Origin of the sequence: Urbifossiella limnaea, from assembly GCF_007747215.1 — a bacterium.
Taxonomy (GTDB): Bacteria; Planctomycetota; Planctomycetia; order Gemmatales; family Gemmataceae; genus Urbifossiella; species Urbifossiella limnaea.
The window spans coordinates 4,250,500-4,271,198 of the sequence record NZ_CP036273.1 but is presented as its reverse complement, the minus strand read 5'-3'; the positions used below and the strand labels follow the sequence as shown (position 1 = coordinate 4,271,198).

Sequence of the window (20,699 nt, the reverse complement as noted above, 5' to 3'; positions counted from 1 at the left end):
TTACTTCCCTTGCTCCGCGTCCTTGAACAGCTTGTACTCGATTGAATCGACCAGCGCGAGCCACGACGCCTCGACCACGTTCTCGCTCACGCCGACGGTGCCCCACACGTCGGTGCCGTCGCGCGACTCGATGACCACCCGCACCCGCGCCGCCGTCCCCTCCTTCGGGTTCACGACGCGCACCTTGTAATCGACCAGTTGCACCCCCGCCAGGTTGGGGTAGGCCGGCACCAGCGCCTTCCGCAGTGCCGCGTCGAGCGCGTTCACCGGGCCGTCCCCCTCGCTCACTTCGAACTGCGTCTCGCCGCCGATCCGCAACTTCACCGTGGCTTCTGTGACGGGCACGCCGTCGGCGCGGGCCTCGATGTTCACCCGGTACGCCAGCCGCTCGAACCACGGCCGGTACAGCCCCGCCGCCTTCTTCACCAGCAGGTCGAACGACGCCTCGGCCGCCTCGAACTCGTACCCGGCGTGCTCCAGGTCTTGCACTGCCGTGAGGATCTTCCCCATCAGCGCCTTGTCGCTGCCGAGCTGGTATTTGGTCGTCTTCGACAGGATGGTGGACTGCCCGGACAGCTCGCTGACCAGGATGCGGCGCTCGTTGCCGACCAGTTCCGGGGTGATGTGCTCGTAGGTCGTGGGGTCCTTTGCCACCGCGTGCGTGTGCATCCCGCCCTTGTGGGCGAAGGCACTGGCCCCCACGAACGGCTGCCCGCTGCGGAAGTTCATGTTGGCGATCTCGTACACGTACCGCGACGCTTCCGTCAGCCGGGCGAGGCTACCCGGTACGAGCACGTCGCGGCCGTACTTCACCGCCAGGTTGGCGATCACGCTCACCAGGTCCACGTTGCCGCACCGCTCGCCGATGCCGTTCATCGTGCCCTGCACCTGTGTCGCCCCCGCCCGCACGGCGGCGAGCGTGTTGGCGACGGCCAGGTCGCAGTCGTTGTGGCAGTGGATGCCGACCGCACACGGCACCGCGGCGCGGGCCGCGGCGATCACCTCGGCGACGCGCTCGGGCATCGTGCCGCCGTTGGTGTCGCACGGGATCACCACACTCGCCCCGGCGTCGGCCGCGGCGCGGAGCGTGCGCAGGGCGTACTCGGGGTTCGCCTGGTAGCCGTCGAAGAAGTGCTCGGCGTCGTAGAACACCTCGCGCCCCTGCGACCGGCAGAACGCCACCGAGTCGGCGATCATCCGCACGTTTTCGTCGAGCGTCGTGCCCAGCACGTTCGTGACGTGGAAGTCCCACGTCTTGCCCACGATCGTGACTACCGGCGTGTGCGCGTCTAGCAGTGCCTTCAGGCACGTGTCGGTTTCCGCCGGCGCGTTCTTGCGCCGCGTCATGCCGAATGCCACGACCTTGGCGTGCCGCAACGGCAGGTCGCGGACGGCCTGGAAGTACTCGAAGTCTTTCGGGTTCGACAGCGGGTAGCCGCCCTCGATGTAGTCCACCCCCAGCTCGTCGAGCTTGCGGGTGAGGAGGAGCTTGTCCTGCAACGAGAAGTTGACACCTTCGCCCTGGCTGCCGTCGCGGAGGGTGGTGTCGTAGATCGCAACGCGGGTCATGGGTGCGGGTGGGCCGGCGGTGGAGAGTTCGGGTGGCGGGGCGGCCCGGGAAACGGGACCGCCCCGAAGCGGGTCGGCTTCGGGGCGGCGTGATCGATCGCTCGGCCGAGCGGCCCCGGTCATCCTGTATTGCCGACGCGAACGCCGGCGCGCACTCCCTGCGCCGCGGTAATAACCACCGGCCGGGAGTGACGGGTGCGGGCCACGGGAACGATTCCTGCGCGTGAAGACGGCTGGGGAAATGTATCCCCAGCCGCGTGAAGTGTCAACTCGGCAGCCACTACCGGCGGAACGTCACCTCGTACCGGACGCCGTTCCCGGGGCTGCCCCCCTCGACCTCCGGGGCGGTCAGCGTGAACCCGTCCGCACGGGCCGTGTACTCGAAGGGTCGGCCGGTGAACGGGTCGTTCGGTACCGGCACGGCGGTGATGTCGGCGAGCGCCGCCGGCGGCGTGCCCTTGTTCGCGGCCGCGTGCAGCCGCACCGCCTCCACGGCCGTCAGCGCGTCGAGCCGGCGGTCGAGCCGGGCGTGGCTGTGGTACACCTTCTCGATCGCCGGCACGGTCAGCGCGAAGACCGACACCACCGCATCCGGCCGCTCCTTCTTCAGCGCCTCGGCCCGCGCCCTGGCCTTCGCCAGCTCGGCCGTGGCGCGGGGGTACGGCAGGCGGAACGCCTTGTACTGGTCTTCGCGGACCGCCCGGCACAGGTCGGCCGAATCCTTCCCGGCCAGAAACGTCTTGCGGACGTGCTCCTCGAAGAACACCGTTTCGCCGTCGAGCGCCGGCCGCGGGTCGATGAGCGGCCGCGGCAGGTCGGCGAGTGCCCAGTACAGATTCGGCGAGCCGGGCCGACCAACGAGTTGGTCGGCCTGCCCGACGGTGATGGATCCAAGGGCGATTCCGATGAGCAGTTGGAGCGTGGTCGAACCCTCGCCCACGGCCTTGGACAGCCGAAAGCCCGACCGGAGGTCACGGGTCGCGGCGTCGAAGTCGTCGTTGGCCAGGTCGCGGCGGACCCGGAACCCGTTCAGCCGGGCGATCTCCCTAAGCTTCCCGGTGTCACGCAACAAGTCGCCAATCCGGTCGAGCCGCACCGGAACGCCCTGCTGCCAGTCCACCGCGTCGCGCCGGGCGGCCGCGTCGAGTACCTCGAACCCGCCGGCGAACGTGTCCAGGTACGCGGTCACCTCCGCGACCGGGAGTTTGTCGAGCGGGGTGGCCTCCCAGCCGTCGAGTTTGGCGTGGTGCTTTTCACTTTCCTTCGGGTCGCGCGGCCAGTCGGGGACGAGGAGCGAGGCGCGGTAGTAGTCGAGTGCGGCGTTCCCCGGCACGCGGTCGGTGGGCTTCGCCCGGAGCGTGAGCCGCAGCGCCGGCACGGGCGCGGCAGCCGGTGTGGTCGTGAGCTTGCGGACGTTCTGCGGAGCGGGTGCGGGAGCGGCCTCAGCCTTCGGCTGGGCGGCAGCCGCGGCGGCGACGAGGAGCAGGGGCGGACCGGCGAGGAGGCGGAACATGACGGCGGCACCGGAGGGGAAAGTGATGAACCCCGTGGTGATTCGGCCGCCGGGCGGAATTCTTGCGCGGTCAGGCGAAGATGTCGTCCACGGGCAACCGCCAGCCCGGGACGGCGGGCTCGGCGTCGGCCACCTCGCCGCGGCGGAACACGGTCGGCGTCAGCGGGTCGGCGGCGGTATACTTGGAAACCGTTTCGGCTCGGTAGTTCACGTCCCAAACCACGACGGTACCCGCGGCGAAGTAGTCTGCGCGCTTGGCCTCGTAGTCACGGTCCTTCCCCGGCGTGTAGTCGTGCTCGCTCCGCACCTCGGCCGCGAACGTCGGCACCCCCTCGACGAAGCTCTCTTCGTCGTAGGGTGCGGGGCCGATGTAGTACGACGCGTCCGGCTGGAACGACTGCCGGCCGTTCGGCAGTGGTTGTGGCAGAGCGTAGCCGAGGCTGTCGCCGAACGACTCGCCGAGGCCGGTTCGTATCTCATGGTCGTCGAGGCTGCGGGTGATCCGCTTGGAAATTCGGCTCGGGATACGTCCGGTCGCCATGTACCTAACGATCCTCCCGGCGACGAGTTCGGCCTTCCCTTCCACCCCTGCCAGGTCGGCCAGAGTCTGCGGGCGCGGCGGTATTGCGATCGACATACGTGTGCCCTCAACCTGTGACATTATGCACCGGTGACGATCACTCGGTCAACACCGGCGACGGGCTGGTGACGTGCCGTAGTCCCCAGCGGGTGTCGTCACGGGCGGGGAAGTCGCTGCGGAAGTGGGTGCCGCGCGACTCGTCGCGCGCGAGTGCCGCGTCGATCATCAGTCGGGCCACGGTCAGGAGGTTCTGCAACTCCCAGCCGGACTTCGTGGCGAACTCGCGGCCGAGGGCGTAGCGGCACCAGAACCCCACGTCGCGGCGGGCCTCCTTCAACCGCGATGCCGTGCGGACGATCCCCATGTTCCGCACCATCAGCGCCCGCAGGGCGTTCGTCAGGTCGGCCACGTCGAGCCGGTCCGTCGGGTCGTCGGCGGCGATGGTCGCGCGCACGTCCGGGGCGTGCAGCCCCGCCGGCATCGCCCGCGCCGCCGCGGCCGCGCCCCGGCCGCAGCTCGCGCCGAACACGAGCCCCTCGATCAGGCTGTTCGACGCCAGTCGGTTCGCCCCGTGCAGGCCGCTGCTCGTCACCTCGCCCGCGGCCCACAGCCCCGGCAGCGTCGTGCGGCCGTCGGCGTCCACGCTGACGCCGCCGACCATGTAGTGCGCCCCGGGGCGGACCGGGATGCGGTCGGTGGTGATGTCCAGGCCGAAGCCGCGGCACACGCGGTCGAACCCGGGGAAGCGCGTCCGCACCATCGCCGGGTCGAGGTGCGACAGGTCGAGGTACACGTTCGGGTGGAGCGTCCGCTCCATCGTGCGGAAGATGGCGCGGGCCACCACGTCGCGCGGGGCCAACTCCGCCCGCGCGTCCTCGGCGGGCATGAACCGCTCGCCGGACACGTCCCGGAGGAACGCCCCCTCGCCGCGGACCGCCTCGCTCACCAGCGACCGCGCCGACCCGGCGACGTACAGCACCGTCGGGTGAAACTGCATGAATTCCATGTCGCGCAGCTCCGCGCCGGCCCGGTACGCGGCGGCCATGCCGTCGCCCGTGGCCACCGGCGGGTTCGTCGTCTCGCGGTACACCATGCCGCACCCGCCGGCGGCGAGGATCACCTGCTTCGCCGCGATGAGCAGCTTGCCGAAGATGGGGTGAGACACGACCGCCCCGCAGCAGCGGCCGTCGGCGGTGAGCAGGTCGACGGTGAAGGTGTCGTCCCAGATGGTGACGTTCTGAGCCGAGCGGGCGGTGGCGATGACGGCCCGCATCATTTCGAAGCCGGTGGCGTCGCCGAGGGCGTGGACGATGCGGCGGTGGCTGTGCCCGCCCTCGCGGGTGAGGGCGAGCGCCCCGTCCTTCAGGTCGAACTTCGTGCCCCAGCGGACGAGTTGGTCGATCTCCGCGGGCGCCTCGCGCACCACGAGTTCGACGACGGCCCGGTCGCACAGCCCGTCGCCGGCGACGAGCGTGTCCTCGACGTGGTTGTCGAAGGTGTCCTCGGGCGAGAGCACGCCGGCGATGCCGCCCTGGGCGTACGAACTGTTGCTCTCGGTGACGCGGTCCTTGGTGACGACCAGCACCGACAGGTCGGGCGGCACCTCGAGCGCGGCGCGGAGGCCGGCGATGCCGGCCCCGATCACCAGTACGTCGGTGAAGCGGTGGAACGTGGTGCGGGCGTCGAACGAGACCAGGTAGCGGTTCGCGGCGGACATCGGGCACCCCGTGGGAGGTGCCCTCAGTGTAGTCATCGACTCAGGGCCGCTTCGCCGGCGGCCGCTGCGTCGCCCCTTCGCGGAAGCGCCGCATCGCCTCCTCGAAGCCCGGTGCGGAGAACGTTGGCCCGCCGACGCCAGCCGTGCCGGCGCCGGTGGGGCGTCCTTCGATCCGGCCGCCGCTGTTGATGTCGACCGGCCGCGGAGGCGGGCCGGCGGCCACGGGCGGGTTCCGCTCGGCGTCGGTAGCGTCGCGTTGGAGGCGGGCGACCTCGCGGCGGTAGTCGTCGAGGAAGCGGTCGTACTGCTCCTGCGTCCAGCCGAGGCGGTCTTGCAGGTCGCGGTTGTAGCGGTTCCGCTCGAACTGGTCGAGCGTCAGCTCGGCCGACTTCGCCCGGTTCCGCGGGTCGGCGTCCATCGCCTTGGCGTTGTTCGGCTCCACACCGCCGCCCTCCTTGAAGCGGTCCTCCTTGCCGCTCCCCTTGCCGCCCGGCGGGTTGTCCTTCGCCATCTGCTCGGCCTGCTGTTTCAGCTGGTCGAGCTTCTCGCGGGCGCGGGCCTCGCGCTCGGGGTCGCCCGACTTCAGATCGTTCTGAAGCTGCTCGGCCTGCTGCCGGGCCTCCTTGCCGACCGTCTTGTCGAGTTTCTCGCGGGCCGCGTCGCGCTTCGCCTCGTCCTTGCTGTTCAGGTCGTTGAGCGCCCCTTCGAGCTCCTTCGGGTCGAATTTCGGCGTCGGCCCCGCCTTTGGGTTCGTGTCCCCCTTCGGGCCGCCCTTCGCCACCCCCATGTCCATCGGCTGCGGCATCGGGTTCATCCCCTTGTCCGTGCCCATCGGGGACGGCGTAGGGTCCATGCCCTTTGCCGTGCCCATGTCCATCGGGTTCATCCCCTTCGGTCCCGGCTCCTTGCCGGCCGTCTGCTCGGCCTGGCGGCGCAGGTCGTCAAGTTGCTGCTGGGCCGCGGCCTTCTCCTTCGGGTCGTTCGAGTTGAGGCCCTTGGCGATGTCCTCCAGCTTCTGCCCGGCGCCCTTTCCGAGCGCCTGGTCGAGCTTGTCGCGGGCGGCCTTCTGCCGGTTCGGGTCGGGGTTCGTCAAATCCTTCGCGGCCTGCTCCAGATCGGCCTTTTGCTTCGGGTCGAGCGCCGGCGGCGTGCCCTTCTGCGCGCCCGGGTTCTCGGGGCCGGCCTTCGTCATCGGGTTCATCGGCCCGGCTTCGGGGCCGGCCTTCGGATCGACCGACTTCGGCATCGGCGCCTGCCCCTGACCGCCGTTCTGCTGGGGATTGCCGGGCTCGGGCCGTTCCATCCCGGGGTCGAGATTCTTCGGCTGAGCCATGCCGCCCTTCGGCTCGCCCTCCTTCCCCTTGCCCATCGGCGGGTCGCCCATCTTCGGGTCTCCCTGCTTCGTGCCGCCCATCGGGGCCGGCCGCGGCTCGGCGGCGTTGGCCATCGGGTCGCCGCCCTTCGCGTCGTTCCCCATGCCGTTCATCGGCGTCGGGTCGCCCTCCTTCGGCATCGGGCGGACCGCCCCGGGTTGCTCGGGCTGCTGCATCTTCGGCTCGCCGCCGCCCTGCGGCTCCGACTGGGGGGAACCCTTCTGCATCGGGTCGCGTTCGCCGCCGCGGTCGTTCGACGGCGGCGCCGTCTTGGCCTTCGCGGCGTTGTCCGCAGGAGTCGGCTGCTGCGACGCCTTGCCCATCACGTCGTCGGACTTCTGCTGTGATGCGGCCTTCGGCTCGCCGCCGGCGGTCGGGTCGTTCTTGGTCTGCGACATCCCCTTCTGCATCGGGTCGCCGCCCTTCTGCGGCTCGCGCTCCGCGCCGGGGTCGCCGCCGAGCGGCTCGCGGCGGGTCTCGCTCGGCTGCGGGTTGCTCCCCTTGTTCGGCATCGGCGGCATGTCGCCCGTCGGCCCGGCCTTCGCCTGCGACGGCTCCGGCGGCTGCTCCGCCTTGCCGTCCGTGCGCGGCTCGCTGGCCCCCATGCCGCCGTCGGTCTTCGGCTGGGCCTCGGGCGGCATTCCGCCCATCGGCGGGTTCGACTTCTGATCGGCGGGTGGCGTCCGCTCCCCGTCGTTGGCCGTGGGCGCCGCCTTGGGCGTACCGCCGCCGGACTTCTCCTGGTTGAGCTGGTCCTGAACCTTGTTGGCCTGCTCCTGCACGTTCTTGCTGCCGGGGTCGGACGGCATCGGCGCCTGCTGCGGCATCCCGTTGTTGCTGCCGGGCGTCCCCATGTCGGCCTTGCTCATCGGCATCGGGGTGCCGTCGTTCATCCCCGTGGGCGGCATTTTGGGGTCCGTCATGCCGCCCGCGATTCCCTTGTCTTGTGGGTTCTTCTGCTCCGGCGACTTCGGCGGGTTCGGGTTCCCCATGCCGTCCTGCTTCATGCCCGTGCCGTCGCTGCCCATCGGCATGCCGTCCTGCTTCTTGCCCGTGCCGTCGTTCCCCATCGGCATCGGCATGCCGTCCTGCTTCTTGGCCGTGCCGTCGTTCCCCATCGGCATGGGCATGCCGTCTTGCTTCTTCCCCATGCCGTCCATCGGCATCGGGTTCCCCGTCCCGTCCTGCTGCTTGCCCATGCCGTCCTGCGGCATCGGCATGGGGTTCCCCATGCCGTCCTGCGGCGGGTCGGCCTTCGGGGGCGCGTTCGGCTGCGGCCGCGGCTCGTTGTCCAGTTGCTTCTGCTGGTTGTCGGCGTGCTGCTTCTCGTCCTGCTTCCGCTGGTCGCGGCGGGCTTCTTGGTCCTTCTGCTCGGGGGGCGTCAGCGGCGGCAGCAGACGCACCCGCTTCACCGCGCTCTTCCCCACCTGCGGGTCGGGCTCGGGGCCGGTGCTGCCCGGCTTCGTGCGGTTGTCGGTCGCCTCCAACCAGTATTCGAGAACCATCCCCTCCTTCAGCTCGACCTTGCCGCCGGCGGGGTCGGTCAGCTTGCCGAGTTCGACCGAGTCCTTGTACGCGAGGTTGACCGGGTACGTGCCGTCGGCGTCGCGGCGGAATGACTTGCCGCCGAGGTACGGCCGGTCGGCCAGCGGCCGCGCCGCGACGTCGGCCAGCTTCAGCTTCAGAGTCAGCTTGTCGAGGCCGTAGTCGTCGCCGGCGCCGCCGTCGATGGCGAGGAGGCCGTTCGCCGGTAGCTGGATGTCGTCCGGCTGCGGCACCTGGATCGAGACCAGCGGCGGGCGGTCCTCGTCGAGCTTGATGCCGAACGGCATCGACTCCGGGCTCCGCTCGCCGTCGGCGGCGTTAAACGTGAGGCGGTAGCTGCCGGGCGTCGTGAGGAGGAAGTCGAACCGCAGCGCGTCCTGCCGGCCGGGGACGACCTTGCCGGCGACCACGGGCTGACCCGCGGGGTCGAACACGGCCCGGCCGTCGCGCACCGGGCGGTTGGCCTTCGCCACCACGCTGACCTTGGTATTGCGGACGGCCATGAGGTGCGGGTCGGTCGACTTCTCGTCCGGCCGGCGGGTGTACGCGGGAAACAGGTACTCGACCTCGAAGTCGGTGAACAGCGGGGCGGTGCGGACGGTCACGCGGTGCTCGGCCGTCTCGCCGTCGCCGGCCGCGACCTTGTACCACGCCCCCGTCCGCAGTTGCTCCGGCCGCACCTGCACGAACCACTCCCGGCTCGTCTCGCCGGGCTCCATCGGCAGTTCGTCGTAGGCCGGGTCGGCGGGGTTGTACCGGACGAGCAGCCGCACCTTGTCGGCCGCGTCGGGCTTGGGAAGCCGGCCGCTCACCTCCGCCCTGATCGTCAGCGACTGGCCCGACGTGACGGTCACGTCGCCGCCCTGCGGCTCGACCAGGAACACGGTCGTGCGGCTGGCGATGGTGGCGGACGAGAACGGCGCGAACGTGCGGCCGAGTAGCGACTGGAACTGCGTCGGGCGGAACACGAAGAACAGCACGACGAGCGTCAGGAACAGGGCGATGACGCCGCCGCCGGCGTAGAGCAGGCCGCGGTGGTCCACGGCCCGGTTCACGTCGGCGTCGTCCACCGACTTGGCGGCGCGGGCGCCCATCGCGGCCTTCACCGCCGGGTGAACGTCGCCGCGCTCTTGCGCCTCGACGTACCCCACGAGGCTGTTCTTGGCGTCGTCGATGGTCCGCTCCACGACGACGGCCGCGTACATCGGATTGACCCGCGCCCGCAACGGGCGGACGAGCATCCGGTAGGCCGCGTAGCCGACCACGCCGACGAACGCCAGCAGCGACAGCTGGCGCAGCCATTCGGCAACCACGAGGTAGCGGTCGAGGAGCATCATCGCGGCGGCGTAGCCCAGCACCAAGCCGGCGACGAAGAGGCCGCCGAGGGCCAGGTCGTGGCCGCGGATGCGGCTGGTGGCCTCGGCCAGCTGCTCGTCCACCTTCGTGGCGAACTTCGCGGCCGGGTCGGGCTTCTCAATCACCGTGGCCATGCCGGGACTCCGCGGCGGAACGGACGCCTCCATTCTAGCCGACCGGCGCGGCCGGTGCGACGGCGGGGGCAACCCGTTACCGGGCGTTACGTTCCGGCCGCAACCGGCGTTGGCGGCGCGGCCGGAATCGGGGGCGAAACCCCGGCCGTGTGAGGTACAATGCCCGGGAACCACGGTCGCGGGGAGGAACCATGCTGATCGGGCAGCAGATCGGCCCGTTCACCATCGAGCGGGAGCTCGGCAGCGGTGCCATGGGCACCGTCTACATGGCCCGCTACCAGAAGAGCGAGGGCCAGGTTCGGCAGGTCGCCCTCAAGGTCGTCGCCCTCGGCCTGCTCGGCAACGAAGGCGCGATGGCCCGCTTCGAGCGCGAGTCGGCGATCCTCAAGCAACTCCGGCACCCGCACATCGTCCGCCTGCTCGCCACCGGCACGTACAAGAAGACGCCGTTCATCGCCATGGAGTTCGTCGACGGCGAGCCGCTCGACCGCGTCCTGGCCCGCCGCGGCCGGCTGGGGTGGGAGGAGGTCGTCACCTACGGCAAGCACCTGTGCCTGGCCCTCCAGCACGCGCACGAGAAGGGGATCATCCACCGCGACCTGAAGCCGTCGAACCTGATGGTGACCACGGACGGCGTGCTGAAGCTCACCGACTTCGGCATCGCCAAGGACCAGGACGTGACCGCCCTGACCGGCATGAACAGCACGATCGGCACGGCCGCGTACATGTCGCCGGAGCAGTGCAAGGGCGACCGCAACCTCACCGCCAAGTCCGACCTGTACTCACTCGGCGTCGTCTTCTTCGAGCTCCTGACCGGCCGCAAGCCGTTCACCGCGGACACGACCGTGGACATGTTCCTCAAACACGTCCACGAGAAGCCGCCGCGGCTCGGCAAGCTGTTGCAAGACCTGCCGCCGAAGTTCGAGGCGCTGATCCTGCAACTGCTGGAGAAGGACAAGGACCAGCGGCCGATCGACGCCGCGTGGGTGGGGCGGATGCTGGCCGAGATCGAGGACGATGCCACGGCCCGCAAGAGCGCCGGCCTCGAGGCCGCCAACGCCCGCAAGATCGACCGCCCGCGCGGCGCCGAGGCGGCGCCGATCACGGAGGAGGACCGCGAGGCCGCCCGCGCGCTGAAGGGGAAGACGAAGAAGAAACGGAAGGCGAAGGCGGTGCCGCTGCTCCAGCAGAAGTGGCTCCACGCCGCCGCCATTCTGGTGGCCCTTGGTGGGCTCGCTACCGGGGCGTATTTCCTGATGCGGCCGCCGTCGGCCGACGCGCTGTACGCCCCGGTCGAGCGGCTGGCCGCGCAGAAGGGCCGCGGCGAGGCCACGCCCGACGCCCGCATCGAGGCCGCCACCGCCTACTTGAAGCCTCACGGCGACACGCCCGGCGAACGGACCGACACCGCGGCCGCGCTCTTCCGGGCCGGCTGGGTCGAGAAGCGAGAGGGGATCTTCGCCAACCGCTTCCGCAAGGCGAACCTCCGCGACAACCCCGGCGACGGCGACGACGGGGACGCCTACGCCGCGACGATGGCGGCCATCAAGGCCGAGAAGGACGGCCAGCTGCCCGTGGCGACCGAGTACTGGACGAAGGTCCGGGGTAGATTCCCCGCCGAGGCCAAGCTGCCGTACACCTTCGACGACGAGCCGCTGAACAAGGCCCGCTGGGGCTGGGTGGCCGACAAGCGGCTCAAGGACATCGAGGCGGCCCGGAAGCTCCTCCCGGAGCTACACAAGAAGATCGCCGAGCACCGGCGGTTCGAGCTGCCCACGCCGTTCGACAAGGACAGCCCCGAATCGCTGGCCGTGCGGGCGCTGCGGCTCGAAGCCTTCGGCGACAGGGAGAAGGCGGCCCGGTGGTGGGACGCGGCCATCGGGCTGGCCGAGAAGGAGCCGGACCTCAATACCTGGTTCCTTCTCGCGTCGCAGCAGCGGGCGGCCATCCCGAGGGGCGCCGCGGACGGCGGTCTGGCCGAGCGACAGAAACTCGTGTCGCAGAAGCTCGCCGAACTCGGGCAAACCCAGACCGAGGCCCAGGCCGGCAGCGAGACGGTGAAGTGGATCGCGGTGCGGGCCACGGCCCGCGAGTTGGTCGAACTTTACGACGACGAGACGGACACGGCGGTCGTCGCGGCCCGGGAAAAAGCCCGGAGCATCCTGACGGCCGCCGAGGGGAAACGATGAACCGGACGAAGAGTGCGGCGGCCCACGCGCGGGCGCAGAAGGTGATCCCCGGCGGCGTGAACAGCCCGGCGCGGGCGTTCGGCGGCGTCGGCGGCATCCCCATTACCATCGCCCGCGGGCGCGGGGCGTACCTCACCGACATCGACGGCAACGACTACCTCGACTTCATCGGCTCGTGGGGGCCAATGATCCTGGGCCACGCCCACCCCGCCGTGCTGGAAGCCGTCATCGCCGCGACACACGACGGCAGCAGCTTCGGCGCCCCGAGCGAGCCCGAGACGGAACTCGCCGAGTTGGTCGTCGAGGCGATCCCGTCCGTGGAGATGGTGCGGTTCGTGTCGAGCGGCACGGAAGCGGCGATGAGCGCCGTAAGGCTCGCGCGCGGGTTCACCGGCCGCGACCTGATCGTGAAGTTCGCCGGCTGCTACCACGGGCACGTCGATTCGCTGCTGGTGTCGGCCGGGTCGAGCGCCCTGACGCTCGGCGTGCCGAACAGCCCCGGCGTGCCGAAGGGCTGCACCGCCGACACACTCGTGCTGCGCTACAACGACGTGGTCGGCCTCCGCGAGGTGTTCGCGGCGAAGGGCGACGCCATCGCCGGCGTCATGCTCGAACCGGTCGTCGGCAACATGGGGCTGGTGCTGCCGTCGCCCGAGTTCCGCGCCGAGCTGCGCCGCCTGACGCGGCACCACGGCGCGCTGCTCGTCTACGACGAGGTGATGACCGGCTTCCGCCTCGCCTACGGTGGCGCCCAGGAACTTCTCGGCGACGACCCCGACGTGACAGTGCTCGGCAAAATCATCGGCGGCGGCTTCCCCGTCGGGGCGTATGCCGGCCGTGCCGACGTGATGAAGAAGATCATGCCGGCCGGCCCCGTGTTCCAGGCCGGCACCCTGAGCGGCAACCCGGTGGCGATGGCCGCCGGCATCGCCACCCTGAAGCAGTTGACGGCCGATCCGCCGTACTCGCGGCTCGACCGGATGGGCCAGCAACTCGAAGCCGGCCTCCGTGCCGCGGCCGCCGACGCCGGAGTGCCGGTGCAGCTGAACCGCGTCGGCAGCATGTGGACGCTGTTCTTCGCCGCAACGCCCGTGACCGACTTCGACACCGCGAAGACGGCCGACGCGAAGCGGTTCGCCCGCTTCTTCTGGGCGATGATGGACCGCGGCGTGTACCTGCCGTGCAGCCAGTTCGAGGCCGCGTTCCTCTCCGCGGCGATGACCGACGCCGACGTGGCCCGCACGATTCAGGCGGCGCGCGCGGCGCTGGCCGAGGTCGCGGCGTGAGCTAGAGTCGAGACACGTCGCCCGTCCTGCGAGCCCACCCATGACGACACGTCGCGGCGTCCGCGCCACCGCCCTCACCGCCGCCGTCCTGGTGGTGCTCGGGGCCAGCGGGTACGTCGTGCACCGGGCCGGCGTGTTCACCCGCTGGTTCGCCCGGGACACCGAGAACGCTGCGGAAATCGAGCAACTCCGCCACGCCCCGCCGGCCGCGCCGCGGGCCGCGGTCGGCGGCGGGTGGCCGCAGTTCCTCGGCCCCAACCGCGACGGCCACGCCCCCGCCGGCCCCTTCCGCACGGACTGGGAGAAGCGGCCGCCCGAGAAGCTGTGGTCGGCCCCGGTCGGCGGGGGGTACTCGTCGTTCGCCGTCGTCGGCGGCAAGCTCTACACGCAGGACCGGCAGGGGAGTTCCGAACGTGTGGTCTGCCTCGACGCGGCCACGGGGGCGAGCGTGTGGGAGCACACCTACCCCGCGAGCTACGACGGCATCGGCTTCGACGCCGGCCCGCGCGCGACGCCGACGGTGGACGGCGACCGGGTCTACACGGTCGGTGCGAGCGGCCTGATGCACTGCCTTGAGGCGGCCCCCGGGCAGGCGCCGCGCGTGGTGTGGAAGCACGACCTGCCGGGGGAGTTCAACGGCCGCACGCCGCAGTGGGGCTACGCCTGCTCGCCGCTCCTCGACGGCGACACCGTCGTCGTCCAGCCAGGCGGGCGGAAGGGGTCGGTGGCGGCGTTCGACCGGGCAACGGGCCTCATCCGCTGGACCGCGGGCACGAATCCGGCCGGGTACAGCTCGCCGAGCGTGGCCACCGTCCAAGGCGTGCGGGCCGTGTTCGCGCTGACCGGCGACACGCTTCTCTGCCTCCGTTCCGACGGCACGCTGATGGGGAGCTACCCGTGGCCGACGCAGCACCAGGGGAACATCGCCACCCCGCTGGTGCTCGACGACTACGTGTTCATCTCCGCGGCCTATGGCACCGGCTGCGCCCTGCTGCGGCTGAAGCCGGATGCCGACCGCCTGCGGCTGGAGCCGGTGTACAGCAAGCGGAACAAGCCGCTGCGGACGCACCACGGCACCGCCGTCGCCGTCGGCCGCCACCTGTACGCCTTCGACGGCACGAACGACGAGGCGCGGCTCGTCTGCTTCAGCCTTATCGACGGCGCCACGGTCGAGGGGTGGGAGGCGCCCCGGGTGCGGAACGGGAAGATCGTCGCCGTCGGCGGCTACCTGGTGATCCTCACGCAGACCGGTGACCTGATCCTGGTGCAGGCGACTCCCGACGAGTACCGTCCCGTGGCGACGGTACCGCTGGGCTTCTCGGGGCATCAGAACTGGGCGCTGCCGGTGGTGGCGGACGGACGCCTTTACGTGCGCGGGCCGGACCGCATCGAGTGCTTCAACGTGGCGCCGTGATCGGTCATTCCGGCACGGCCGCCAGCGCCCGCACGGCCTCGTCGTGGAACAGGCCGTTCGTCGCCAGCAGGCCGCGGGTCTGGGCGAAGCGGTCGGCGGCGTAGTGCACCGGGCCGCCGCTCAAATCCGTGACGCGGCCGCCGGCCTCGGTCACGAGCACGTGGCCGGCGCAGATGTCCCAGTCGAAGAACGTCTCGTACACGTTCGCGTACACGTCGGCGTCGCCCCGAGCGACCTGGGCCAGCTTCACGCCGCCGGAGTAGGTTTCGACCACACCCGCCGGCGCCAGCGCCCGCACCGGCCGGCTCGGCTGTCCCGGCTTCGACCAACTCTGCGTCAGCACCGCGTCGCGTAGCGCCCGCCTGCTCACGTGGCAGCGCACCGAGGTGCCGTCCGCCACCATCGTCCAGCAGCCGCCGCCGACCCACGCGTACGTCGTACGGTCCTGCGCCGGCTCGCTCACAACGCCGACCACGGGTTCGCCGTCGATCAACAGGCCGATCATCACCGAGAACTGGCCGGTCTTCTTGGCAAACCCGCGGGTGCCGTCGATGGGGTCCACGACCCACACGCGCTGCCCCCGGTGCGCCACCTTCGCCAGCCCGGCGGTGCTCTCCTCGGCACACAGGGCGTCGGCCGGGAACTGCGCGTGCAGGAACTCCAGAATCACGTCCTGCGAGGCCTTGTCGACGTGCGTGCTGATCGACACCGGGGCGTCGGGGACGGCTACGAACGTGCGGTACTCGCGGCGGATGAGGTCGGCGGCGAGGTCGGCGGCGTCGAGCGCGGCCGACACCTCGCGGCCCATGTCCAGTGGCGAACGCATGGCGGTCCCTCGCTCAACTCGTCTCGGACAGTGCCGCCGTCTCGCCGGTCGCGTCGGCGAGCACCTGGAGGCGGCGGTACTGGTCGTTGTTCTGCCACAGGTCGCGGTGGCTGCCGGTCGCTTCGAGCTTGCCGTGCCTCAGCAGGAACACGCGGTGAACGGCACGCAGCGTGGAGAGGCGGTGGGCCAGGAAGAAGATCGTGCGGTTCGGCGCGACGCGCTCCAGCGTGTCGTCCAGCAGGGCGAGCGTGTCCTCGTCCACGGGGCCGAACGGCTCCTCGAGCACGAGCACGTTCGGGTCGCGGAGCAGCGCCCGGGCCAGGGCGACGCGGAACCGCTGGCCCGGGGTGAGGCTCATCCCGTCGCCGCCGATCACCGTCTCGTACCCCTGCGGCAGCCGTTCCACGAACTGGTGGGCGTGGGCCAGCTTCGCCGCCTCGATGACCTGCGGCAGCGTGTACCCGGGGTCGCCGCACTTGATGTTATTGGCCACCGTGTCGGTGAACACGAGGTCGTCCTGCATCACGACGGCGACCTGCGCCCGCAGCGACTCGTGCGTCACCCACCTGATGTTCCGGTCCTCGACCCGCACCTCGCCGGTCGTGGGGTCGAGGAACCGCGGCAGCAGGTACACCAGGGCGTGCGTCTCCGTGGGGTCGGAGCCGACGACGGCCACCTTGCTGCCGGCGGGCACGGCGAAACTCACGTCGTCGAGGAGTTTCCTTCCGGTGCCGGCCTCTGTGAGCGTGACGCCGCGGAACTCGATGCGGCCGGTCAGGGCGGGGAGGAACTCGGCGTCGGCGGCCTCGGCGGCTTCCCCCCGGCGGTCGAGGAACTCGAAGATCGCCGCGGCCGCCTCCTCACCCCGGGCGCGCTTGCGGCGGGCGTCCACCCACCCGGCCACCGGCCACGCCAGCGACAGCAGCGCGACCGCCATCACCGCCAGGCCGGGCGTCGTGAGGTCGCCGGCGAGGACGGCCCACGCCGCGAGGTAGAGGAGGCACACGCCGGCGATGAGGGCGACGGCCACGAGCATCGGCCGCGCCAACGTCTCGCCGCGGTAGCGGCGCCAGCCCGCGCGGCCGGCCTGGGCGATCTGCCGCTCCACCCGCGACTGGTTGAACCGGTCCATCTGGTAGCACTTCACCAGCCGCATGAGCCCCATGCTCTCGCGGAGCAGGGACAGGGCGGCGTCCGACTGCCGGCTGCCGACGCGGGCCTCGCGGCGGAAGTACGCCGCCACCTGCCCGCCGATCAGCCAGACCAGCAGGGCGAACAGCAGGCAACTGACGGCGAGCCAGAAGTTGATGCTCAGGATGAGCCCGAGCAGCAGCACGAACAGTAGTGGGAAGCGGTACGGGGCCGTCAGCGACGACTCGACCGCCTCGCGGGCCGACTCCACCCGACCGGTCACGAGTTCGGCGGCTTCCGCGGGGCCGGACGTGCGCACGGCCAGCGACCCGAGACGGAAGATGTGGAAGTACAGTGCGCGCCGCAGCCTGGTCACCGCTTCGATTGTCACCTGCGCGGCCGCATAAGCGACGGCGTTCAGTAGCACGCCGCGAACCAGCGCCAGCCCGAACCCGAACACGAACAGGCCGGCGAGGTACGTATCATTGGCCGAACCGTCGGCACCCGGCCTCCACGCCCAGCCGTTCCACCGGGCCAGCCAGCCGGCGAGGCGGCCGGTCCACCGGTCACGCTCGCGGACGACGAGGCTGAGCAACCCGAGTTCGGCCCGAGTGGCGGGGTCGGGTGTGTCCGCGGCGGGGGCCTCCGGCAGGTACGTGTCCGCGGCTTCCTGATTCACCCGGTCGCGGAGCGCGAGGTACGCCCCGGCCCGCCACCGCCACTCCCATTCGGTCGGCGTGGGGGCGCGCTTCAACTCGGCGGCCGCGACGCGGGCGGCGCTCGCGTCCGGCAGGCCGAGACGCTTGACCGCGTCGGCGCGGTCCGCGTCGGCGCGGTTCATCCATTCGCCGGCGAAGGCGGCCTTGCGGGCGGGGCGGAGGTCGGCGTAGGAGGGGATTTCCCCCTTCCAGACCAGAAGGTCGACGAACAGGTAGAGCAGGACGAGGAGCGCGACGTACGCGAAGGCGGCCGCGACGGTGCCGACCGCGGCCGCGACGCGTGCGCGGGGGGATTTCACGAAGTCGTCGCGCAGCCGGTTGAACGCCGAGGTGTCCACGCAGCCCCCCGCCGTGACGTGCCCGGGCGTCGGGCCCCGGAGCCTCCACTAGTGAAGGTAGCAGACGCGCCTGCGACCCGCACGTCGGATTCGCGCCGCGGGCGGAGCGGGCGCGGGAAACTTGGCAGGTTTGACCGGTTCGGGGGGCGGTCCGCCCTACGCCAGGTCGCGGTCCTCGAACAACAGCAGGCCCACGAGGAGGGCGATGGCGGTGTAGATGACCGAGTAGCCGAACACGGTGGCGACGTAGCCGGCGAACTGCCACAGGTCGAGCGGGCTCTCGCGGATGATCGCCGGCCCCATGTTGAAGAACTCGAGCGCCGGCAACAGCACGTCGAACAGCTGCCCGACGAACCCGACCAGCCCCATCGCGGTGCCGCCGCCGCCGCTCTGCGTCACCTGCACGACCACCGGCGCGAGGTGGCCCAGGCAGTAGATGACGAGGCAGAGCACGATGTTGATGACGAACGGCAGCCGGGTGGCCAGGGCGGAGGCGATGGCGACCAGAATCATCACCTGGCCGAAGCCGAGGGCGATGCCGAGGGAGTGGGCGAAGGAGTCGGCGAACCACAACCCCGCCCCGCGGGCGACGACCTTCGGCGCCGTTCCGGGCACGCCCGCGGTAAAGAACGGTACGAACGACGCCTCGGCCTGCTGGGGCATCGGGTCGATCACCTCGTTGATCTTGTCGAACTCCGGCTGGGCCCGCAGGGCGAACGTCAGGTTCCAGCCGATGACGAGCGACAGGGCCAGGCAGGCCATGAGGATGCCGAGGAACTTCCCGACCAGGAACTGCCGACGGTTCACCGGCTTGCTCATCAGCGTGACGGCCGTGCGGCCCTCGATCTCCTCGCTGATTGACATGCTGGCCGCGAGCACGCCGAACAGCGCGGCCGACAGCATGACCACGTCGAAGCCGATCTGCTTCATCATCTTGAAGTCGTCGCCGAACGTGAAGTACGGGATGAACACCGACACCCACGTCGCCACCACGGCCACGACGACGATCAGCCACGACATCGGCTGGCGGAGCCCCTCGCGGTACGCGGCAAGGGCCACGGCCCCGCCCTTGGGCCACACCAGCACCAGCAGGTTCGGCATGAGGATGAACAGGTCGATGAGCAGTTGCAGGTGGAGCACCGCGCCGTAGACGTACCGCCCGTTCCACTCCAGGCTGTTGGCGTCGCTCTTGTAGCCGGCGTAGGCGGCGACCGCGATGCCCGCGCCGATAACGCCGGCGACGATGGTGCCGAGGGCGCGCGGGGAGCGGGTGGCGCGCTCGAACCCGCGCGGGTCGATGGCCCACAGCCAGGGGAGGGCGGCGACGAACTGCACGGCGGCGAGTACCACCCCGCCGAACAGTAGGCCGGGGTTGCTGATCCATTCAAACATGCGCGCGACCCGGGGGCACGGGGGTGGAACTCCCGCTTCAGGGGTTATACGGCCCGGGGGCGGCCGCGGTTCGGCTCAAACCCACAATTGCAACACCCGCCGCAGCGCCTCCTGCCAGTGCTCGAAGGGCGTGGCCGCCTCCAGCGACACGGGGGCGGGATCGGCCCGCAGCGTGGGAACCGGGCCGCCCACGACCAGCCCGGTCACGAGTGCCGCGTCCGCCACCAGCTCGGTCTTCCTCGTCCCGACCACGAGCGCATGAACCTGTGCCGTGCGGGCCAGCTCGGCGAGTGCCTTGCCCGCTTCGGCGCGGTCGGCCACGTGCCGCACTGCCGCGACGCCGCGGGCGATGTTCGGGCGGAGGAGGAATTCGCACAACGTCGCCTCCTCGGCCATCGGCTTCCGCCCGGCGTCCTGGACGAACATCACCTCGAACCGGATCGCGTCCGTGCTCAGCCACTCGTCCAGCTTCCACACCACGGCTTGCAGCAGGGAGAGGATCAGCACGATCCGCTGCACCGGGAGTTCGGGGTCTTTGAACCGGGCCGAGTGCTGCGGCGAGGTCACGAGGTCGGGCAGCAGTACGAACACGAACGCCCGCCGGCGGCGGAGGAACTGGTTCTCGTCGCGGGAGTAGTAGAAGAGCTCGTCGCGCGCGAACTTCACGTCGAACAGGTCCGGGTCGCGGCCGCGGCCGTCCTCCATGTACGCCAGCTGCGAGTGGAGCAGGCTCTCGATCGACCCGCGCGGGCTGATCGACGTGTAGCCGCCAACTGGGTACTGGTCCTCGTCGAGGATGCGCGTCGGCACCTCCCGCCGGCCCGGCAGCGGGCGGACGCGGGTGCCGTGCAGCGGCTCCAGCAGCGCGTCGGTTTGGGTACGAATCTGCTCCAGCGCGATCCGCTGTTCCTCGCCGCCGAGGGCGGAGCGGTCTTCGAGCGCGGCGATGTCCGTCGCCAGCAGCACGTCCGGGTGCCGCAGCCCGCCGGACGCCAGTTCGTCGAGCAATTCCACGGTGAGTTTCGAGGGGCCGTCGCGGGAGAGGTCGTCCCACGCCCGGGACATGACTTCATCGGCGTTCGACGTGAGTAAGTTGCGCAGGACGGCCACCGGCAGGTCGACGCCGCCCACGTCGGTCCGCTCGCGGACGCGGTCCACGAGAAAGGCGACGCCGCGGACGCGGTCGTTCCCCGCCAGCACGCGCACGGCGTCGGCGGCGCGCTCGAAGCCGCGGTCGGCGTACAGGCGGCCGAGGACGTGATCCTCGTAGCGGCGGGCCAGCTCCGGCCGCCAGCCGGGGACGGCGAGCGGCTCCTTCGGCCGGTGGTCGGCGTCGGCCACGAGCGCGACGTGGGCCACGTCGGCGACGAACCCGAGCGGCGGGAGCGGCCGGCCCTCGTTGGCGATCTCCATCGCCCACTCCAGGACCGCCCGGACCCGCTCGGCGGTCGGCCGCACCGCACGTTGGAACCACAGCCCCTCGGCGACGAACCGCCGGGCCGCAACCGTGTCGCGTAGTTCGATCCGCTTCATCTCGCCTCGTCGGTGGCGGTCGGGTTGCCCAGCTTCCTTATACCCCCGGGGCGCGACCGGGGCCAACCTCACGACCGCTACCGC

At 71.0% G+C, this 20,699-nt stretch carries 12 protein-coding genes; 3 read left to right on the top strand and 9 right to left on the bottom strand.

What is annotated here, in order from left to right:
* The 5 genes from cimA to ETAA1_RS17425 form a co-directional block, all read right to left on the bottom strand.
* Positions 1-1,569: a citramalate synthase gene (gene cimA, locus ETAA1_RS17445; protein WP_145240648.1), complete on the bottom strand. Its 1,569-nt coding sequence runs from the start codon at positions 1,567-1,569 to the stop codon at positions 1-3.
* Between the two features lie 280 nt (positions 1,570-1,849).
* Positions 1,850-3,082 (bottom strand): hypothetical protein, encoded by a 1,233-nt coding sequence (locus ETAA1_RS17440; RefSeq protein WP_145240646.1) that lies wholly within the window; start codon positions 3,080-3,082, stop codon positions 1,850-1,852.
* A gap of 70 nt (positions 3,083-3,152) precedes the next feature.
* Positions 3,153-3,719, bottom strand: coding sequence for a Uma2 family endonuclease (locus ETAA1_RS17435; protein ID WP_145240644.1), 567 nt, complete (start codon positions 3,717-3,719; stop codon positions 3,153-3,155).
* Between the two features lie 40 nt (positions 3,720-3,759).
* The gene (gene nadB, locus ETAA1_RS17430) at positions 3,760-5,379 is read right to left on the bottom strand and encodes an L-aspartate oxidase (protein ID WP_145240642.1); all 1,620 of its coding nucleotides are present in this window, start codon (positions 5,377-5,379) and stop codon (positions 3,760-3,762) included.
* A 40-nt stretch (positions 5,380-5,419) separates the two neighbouring features.
* Entirely contained in the window at positions 5,420-9,787 is a 4,368-nt protein-coding gene (locus ETAA1_RS17425) for a hypothetical protein (RefSeq protein ID WP_145240640.1), read from the bottom strand.
* Between the two features lie 191 nt (positions 9,788-9,978).
* On the opposite strand from ETAA1_RS17425, the gene ETAA1_RS17420 reads away from it, so the two are divergent.
* The 3 genes from ETAA1_RS17420 to ETAA1_RS17410 are packed head-to-tail and all read left to right on the top strand — an operon-like array spanning position 9,979 to position 14,676.
* Positions 9,979-11,976 (top strand): serine/threonine protein kinase, encoded by a 1,998-nt coding sequence (locus ETAA1_RS17420; RefSeq protein WP_145240638.1) that lies wholly within the window; start codon positions 9,979-9,981, stop codon positions 11,974-11,976.
* Positions 11,973-13,262, top strand: a complete 1,290-nt coding sequence (hemL, locus tag ETAA1_RS17415; RefSeq protein WP_145240636.1) for a glutamate-1-semialdehyde 2,1-aminomutase — start codon at positions 11,973-11,975, stop codon at positions 13,260-13,262. The genes ETAA1_RS17420 and hemL overlap by 4 nt, the downstream gene beginning before the upstream one ends.
* A gap of 40 nt (positions 13,263-13,302) precedes the next feature.
* Positions 13,303-14,676 (top strand): PQQ-binding-like beta-propeller repeat protein, encoded by a 1,374-nt coding sequence (locus tag ETAA1_RS17410; protein ID WP_145240634.1) that lies wholly within the window; start codon positions 13,303-13,305, stop codon positions 14,674-14,676.
* A gap of 4 nt (positions 14,677-14,680) precedes the next feature.
* On the opposite strand, the gene ETAA1_RS17405 is transcribed toward ETAA1_RS17410, so the two are convergent.
* The 4 genes from ETAA1_RS17405 to ETAA1_RS17390 form a co-directional block, all read right to left on the bottom strand.
* Positions 14,681-15,502, bottom strand: coding sequence for a 3'(2'),5'-bisphosphate nucleotidase CysQ family protein (locus tag ETAA1_RS17405; RefSeq protein WP_238389241.1), 822 nt, complete (start codon positions 15,500-15,502; stop codon positions 14,681-14,683).
* A gap of 13 nt (positions 15,503-15,515) precedes the next feature.
* Complete coding sequence (locus ETAA1_RS17400) at positions 15,516-17,690, bottom strand: ABC transporter ATP-binding protein (RefSeq protein ID WP_145240632.1); 2,175 nt, start codon at positions 17,688-17,690, stop codon at positions 15,516-15,518.
* Between the two features lie 156 nt (positions 17,691-17,846).
* Positions 17,847-19,082 carry an ABC transporter permease subunit gene (locus ETAA1_RS17395; protein ID WP_145240630.1) on the bottom strand — a complete coding sequence of 412 codons (1,236 nt, stop codon included), beginning with the start codon at positions 19,080-19,082 and terminating at the stop codon, positions 17,847-17,849.
* A gap of 75 nt (positions 19,083-19,157) precedes the next feature.
* Positions 19,158-20,615, bottom strand: coding sequence for a hypothetical protein (locus tag ETAA1_RS17390; protein WP_145240628.1), 1,458 nt, complete (start codon positions 20,613-20,615; stop codon positions 19,158-19,160).
* Between the last annotated feature and the right edge of the window lie 84 nt (positions 20,616-20,699).

What these genes read in the sequence shown, in the direction of transcription:
- cimA (WP_145240648.1), bottom strand. Translation starts at nt 1,569, where the DNA reads ATGACCCGCGTTGCGATCTACGACACCACCCTCCGCGACGGCAGCCAG.
- ETAA1_RS17440 (WP_145240646.1), bottom strand. Translation starts at nt 3,082, where the DNA reads ATGTTCCGCCTCCTCGCCGGTCCGCCCCTGCTCCTCGTCGCCGCCGCG.
- ETAA1_RS17435 (WP_145240644.1), bottom strand. Translation starts at nt 3,719, where the DNA reads ATGTCGATCGCAATACCGCCGCGCCCGCAGACTCTGGCCGACCTGGCA.
- nadB (WP_145240642.1), bottom strand. Translation starts at nt 5,379, where the DNA reads ATGTCCGCCGCGAACCGCTACCTGGTCTCGTTCGACGCCCGCACCACG.
- ETAA1_RS17425 (WP_145240640.1), bottom strand. Translation starts at nt 9,787, where the DNA reads ATGGCCACGGTGATTGAGAAGCCCGACCCGGCCGCGAAGTTCGCCACG.
- ETAA1_RS17420 (WP_145240638.1), top strand. Translation starts at nt 9,979, where the DNA reads ATGCTGATCGGGCAGCAGATCGGCCCGTTCACCATCGAGCGGGAGCTC.
- hemL (WP_145240636.1), top strand. Translation starts at nt 11,973, where the DNA reads ATGAACCGGACGAAGAGTGCGGCGGCCCACGCGCGGGCGCAGAAGGTG.
- ETAA1_RS17410 (WP_145240634.1), top strand. Translation starts at nt 13,303, where the DNA reads ATGACGACACGTCGCGGCGTCCGCGCCACCGCCCTCACCGCCGCCGTC.
- ETAA1_RS17405 (WP_238389241.1), bottom strand. Translation starts at nt 15,502, where the DNA reads ATGCGTTCGCCACTGGACATGGGCCGCGAGGTGTCGGCCGCGCTCGAC.
- ETAA1_RS17395 (WP_145240630.1), bottom strand. Translation starts at nt 19,082, where the DNA reads ATGTTTGAATGGATCAGCAACCCCGGCCTACTGTTCGGCGGGGTGGTA.
- ETAA1_RS17390 (WP_145240628.1), bottom strand. Translation starts at nt 20,615, where the DNA reads ATGAAGCGGATCGAACTACGCGACACGGTTGCGGCCCGGCGGTTCGTC.